Origin of the sequence: Acinetobacter sp. UBA3025, assembly GCF_002367915.1 — a bacterium.
Classification (GTDB): Bacteria; Pseudomonadota; Gammaproteobacteria; order Pseudomonadales; family Moraxellaceae; genus Acinetobacter.
Map to the genome: position 1 here is coordinate 1 of NZ_DFDO01000288.1, position 4,166 is coordinate 4,166.

Consider the following 4,166-nt stretch of genomic DNA (forward strand, 5'->3'; position numbering starts at 1 on the left):
GGTTTTAGCCATACGATCTTTTAAGGCAACATAAGCATAGCTGTCTTTATCGAATAGCTGGGCCAGTTCATAACGCAGATCAATAGCCTTTTTCATGTATTCGAGGTTTTTCTCAGTCCCTCGGCGGGTATAGGCAGTCTGATAACGTTTACGAGCTTCATCACTCTCTGCCAGCTCCATAAATGGCTGATATTCCGGATAGTCGAAGCCGAGCAGATAATTGCCCTTTTCATTTTTCTTTAAACCGGCGATATAGCTCGCAGGTAAACCTTTCAGCTCTGCAACAGTGAATTCAACTTTTTCAGGGTTATCACGTACATTCTTGGAATAGTCCTGCCCCAGTTTGGTACTTTCTTCAATAATTTCCTTCAGACGCTTCTGTTTCTCTGCGCTGAGTTGTACCCCGGTTTTTTCAAACTGATTCAGAATATCTTTCAGGAATTTTTCATCGACCGGATCTGTGGCTTTCAGTTTCTTGAATTGGGCATACAGTTTTGGACTCTGATACATGGAAGTCAGGTATTTACTGATTTTCAGTTCACAGTCATCTGCCGCCTGACGCAAGGCTGGATCAGGATCAACATTACTATATAGACCGATAGGTGAAACAAAATCACCAATCGATGCCTGCAATGTATCCCAAGCTGCCAGATAAGGACGGGCTTCAGCCTTATTTTTGATTTTCTGGCTTTCAAATTTCTGGATATCTTTTTGCATTTTATCCAGATTGGTATCGCACAATGCCGGAATTTCTGCAGCCTTGAATAAAGGCAAAAGCTGGGTTTGGGTCTCTGCCATGACGGTTTGAGATCCCCCGATCATCGCCAGACAGAGTGTGGTAAATTTCAAGTGTTTTAATGTCATCATCATCTCCAGCTTTTTCTTACTTTTTAGTATCAATATCGATATACATCCATTCTGTGGACAGAATCGGATGGGACTTGTGTCCAATAACATGAGGTTGCGCTAGTGCATTACGGTAAGTGCTATACAGCATCATGGTTGGCATATTGACCTCCAGAATACGGGTCATTTTGCGATAAACCAGATCCCGTTCAGGACCCGGTGGCATGCTTTGACTCTGTTCATATAAACGGTCATATTCCGCATGCTTGAAACAGGCATTATTGGTGACATTGACGTTTTTGCCATAGAACAACTGCATGAAGTTGTCAGCATCCGGATAGTCGGCAATCCATGCAGAGCTTTTAAACATGGTTTTACATTGCTTTTCCAGCTTAATGCCTTCAGCAAATGGCATGGCCTTACTGGTCAGTTTGATATGAATATTATCTAAGGTCTTTTTCCAGAATTCGCCCTGTTGCTGACCACGACTGGTATTGGCCGTAATCAGTTCAATCACCAGAGGTTTGCCTTCAGGAGTTCTCCGCCAGCCATCCGCACCGATCTTATAGTTATAGCGATCCAGCAACATATTGGCTGCCTTGACCGAATATGGCGTACTGGTTTTATAAGCGGGTGAATAGCCTGCAACTCCTGGCGGAATAGGCATGTGCAGTTTTGCACCATCTCCTTTAAGGAGTACGCTAATCATGTTTTCAACAGAAAAAGCCATTGCCATCGCACGACGTAAGGCAATTTTTTCTGGCGTAAAGCCACCCACCACCGGGTCTTGCATATTCCAGTAATGGTAGTTAATCGATGGCTCCAACATGCGTGACAGCTTGATGCCTTGCTTGACCAGTTCAGGTTTTAACTTGTCACCATCCAATGCCTGCACGACCAGATCGCCGTCGATTTCAACCAGATCCAGTTCATTTTTCTTAAATGACAACATCCGTGATTGGGCTTCTTCAATGACACGCACATCAATGGTGCCGATTTGAGGCATTTTTTTGCCCTGCATCGCACTGACAATCGCCTGGTCTTCTGCACTATTGGCTTTATAATTCCAGACAAAACCACGGTAAGCCGGATTTGGCTTTAAGATAATGCGTGATCCCGGTGTCCAGCGACTAAGTACATAAGGCCCTGTACCGACCGGCTTACTCATTACCCAGCCAGCTTTGTCTTTATACTTTTCAATGACTTCGCGTGCAACTGCGGCAGCTGGACCGTGGGCCAGCAACATCGGAAAGTTCTGATCCGGATTATTCAGCTTGAGTACCAAGGTATAGCGATCTGGAGTCTGAATACCTTCAAATGGATTTTCATAGACTTTGCCATTTTTTTTCGCCATGGCTGTCCATGCTTCCAGCCCTTTGATCCGACCATCCAGCAACCAGCTATTAGGTGAATTAAGCTTTGGATCTAAGAGACGCTTTAGAGAATAGGCATAGTCATAGGCGGTCAGTTCACGTTTTTTACCACCAAAGACCGGATCATCTGCAAAGTAAATGCCCTTTTTAACTTTAATGGTATAAGTCAAACCGTCTGCACTGACTTGAGGCATATCTACCGCAGTCAATGGCACCAGTTTCGCTGGTGAGGCCAGATAATCATAGGTATATAAGGTTTCGAAAATTGCCGAGTTAATCTTGGCCGAATATCGGTCATGGATATAACCGGGATCGAAACCGGTTTCAGCCGCGGGAAAGACCGTTTTTAAGACTTTATTTGGATTAGCGGGATTGGCAGCCCATGTGGGTGCAGCACCTGCCATCATTAAACTGGCCATTAAAACCCCACTGGCCAGCTTTTTTAAAGCGTTTGTATTCACATTCATACTGGTTCTTAATCTTCTCAAGTTATTTTTTAACAGGTTCAATATCCAGATATTGCCAAACTGCTCTAGTCACCGGATGTGCCTTAAAGCCCTGTACCTGTGGATGAATCAGCCAGTTGCGTACCCGGGTATTGTGCAAAATCCATGGATTATCGGCCTCCATCTGGCGGTTCATCTGCTCATAATATGGAGTGCGTTGCTGAGGCGGCAGTTTCATCGCAGTTTGATACAGCGCGTCATAGGCTTTAGAGGTATAGCAGCTCAGGTTACCTTGCTGGGCATTTGGGCCATACAGCAACTGGGCAAAGTTTTCCCCTTCCGGATAATCTGCAATCCAGGCGCCACCCCACATCATATGTTTGCATTGAGTGGCTTCTTTTAAATTGTCGGCAAAATTACTGACCTTAAACTCAACTTTTACCCCGATTGCATCCAGGTTCTTTTTCCATAGCTCCGCAGAAATAACGGAAGAGCTTGAGCTAGTCGAGTTCATTTTCAGAACCAATGGTTTGCCATCAGGCAAGGTGCGGTAACCGTCGACTCCTTTCTTGTAGCCAAAACGATCGAGCAGTTTATTGGCAAGCAATGGGTTGTAGGCAATACTGCTTCTATAATCCGGGTTATATCCACCCACACCTTCAGGAAGAATCATTTCAGCTTTAACAGCATGCCCTTTATATAGCTGCTGGATGGCTTCTTTCTGGTTATAGGACAAGGCAATAGCACGGCGTAGTGCAATTTTTTCCAGTGAGTCCCCACCAATCACCGGATCACGCATATTCATGATGGTATAGGTGATTTCCGGCTCTTTATTTGGATAATGCAGGATGCCTTTTTTCTTATATTCACTTTTTAGCTGCTTATTTTCCAGCGCCTGTTCAGCACCACTTGCAGTCAGTTTGTCATAGTCTAATTGTCCAGATTTTAAGGCCAGCCAGCGCGACTGTTCTTCTTCAATGATGCTGATCTTAACCTTGCCAATTTGCGGCATCTGCTTGCCTTGCATGGCTTTAACAATCCGCTGATCCCACTCTGAACCATCCCCCTTAAAGTTCCAGACAAAACCGCGATAATTTGGGTTGGCAGTCAGCTCAATGCGGCTACGCGGTACGTATTTGTGTAACTGGTATGCCCCTGTTCCGACTGGATGCTGACCTACTCGATCGCCATAATATTCGATGACTTCACGTGCAGTACCAGCAAAAGCGACATAGGCTAAAATGTAAGGAAAGTTCAGATCTGAACGGATCAGGGTAATTTGTAAGGTATATTTATCTAGGGCTTTTAAACCGGCAATCGGAGCATCATAGTTAAATTTGCCCATTTTTTTGGCCTGCTGGATGACTTGATCTGCGCCAAGAATTTTGCCTTCAATAAAAGAAAAAGAAGGCGAATGGTTTTTCGGATCCATCACCCTTTGCATGGAATAAATATAATCCCGGGCGAGCAGTTCACGCTTCTTGCCCTGAAAGACCGGATC

2 protein-coding genes and 1 pseudogene are annotated in these 4,166 nt (G+C 44.7%); all 3 read right to left on the bottom strand.

Annotated features, from left to right (window positions below; translation table 11 throughout):
* Positions 1 to 864: pseudogene (locus B4J23_RS12135) on the bottom strand (Zn-dependent oligopeptidase); the annotation flags it as partial.
* Between the two features lie 19 nt (positions 865 to 883).
* Entirely contained in the window at positions 884 to 2,686 is a 1,803-nt protein-coding gene (locus B4J23_RS12140; protein WP_179992870.1) for an ABC transporter substrate-binding protein, read from the bottom strand.
* Between the two features lie 22 nt (positions 2,687 to 2,708).
* The coding region (locus B4J23_RS12145) for an ABC transporter substrate-binding protein (protein ID WP_291360936.1) at positions 2,709 to 4,166 on the bottom strand (1,458 nt) is incomplete at its 5' end.